The organism is Mesorhizobium sp. Mes31, assembly GCF_024519675.1.
In the GTDB taxonomy this organism is placed as follows: domain Bacteria; phylum Pseudomonadota; class Alphaproteobacteria; order Rhizobiales; family Rhizobiaceae; genus Mesorhizobium.
This window is the reverse complement of record NZ_JALJRL010000068.1, coordinates 1-586: the sequence shown is the minus strand read 5'-3', so window position 1 is coordinate 586 and position 586 is coordinate 1. Positions and strand designations below refer to the sequence as shown.

1 protein-coding gene is annotated in these 586 nt (G+C 65.0%); it reads right to left on the bottom strand.

The window, feature by feature from the left end; all coding sequences use genetic code 11:
- Positions 1-551: ArdC family protein (locus NR193_RS33325; protein ID WP_256754891.1), on the bottom strand; the 551-nt coding region annotated here is incomplete at its 3' end.
- Between the last annotated feature and the right edge of the window lie 35 nt (positions 552-586).

Below are 586 nucleotides of genomic sequence, written 5' to 3'. Positions count from 1 at the left end.
TAATAGGCACTGCTGCCACCGATGCGGAAATCGATACCTGTCGCCTTGATCAGCGCCTCGACGGCCGGCTCGATCAGTCCGAGTTCCGGTGCAGGCGGAGCCGCGGCCAGAACGTCGGGCAGATTTTCACATTGCGCCACGTTGAACACGATGAAGCGCTTCAGGAACGGTATGGCCTGTGCCGCCTCGCCGGTTTCCCGCGCGCGAGCCTTCTTGTCGTCAGGGATGAAGCGGTCAGCATAGACGACGGTGGTCCCGTGTTCGCCCTTGCGGACATGGCCGCCCAGCGACAGCGCCTGGCGGAAAGTCAGCCAGCCCTGGACGGGAAAGCCATGCTCGACGACCGCACCCCACAGGATCAGCACGTTGATCCCGGTATAGGCGCGACCGGAGGCGGCATTGGCCGGCATGGCGAGGGGCGCTTGCGCCGCCGTGCCCCAAGGCTGCACCCAGGGAAAGCGGCCTGCTTCCAGTTCGGCGATGATCTTGTTGGTGATATCGTCATAGAGGCTTGACCGGTCGGCGCCGGCTCGAGCGTAATGTCTGGACATCGCGGTTCTCCGCGACGGGCGCCGGAGGCCTCTCC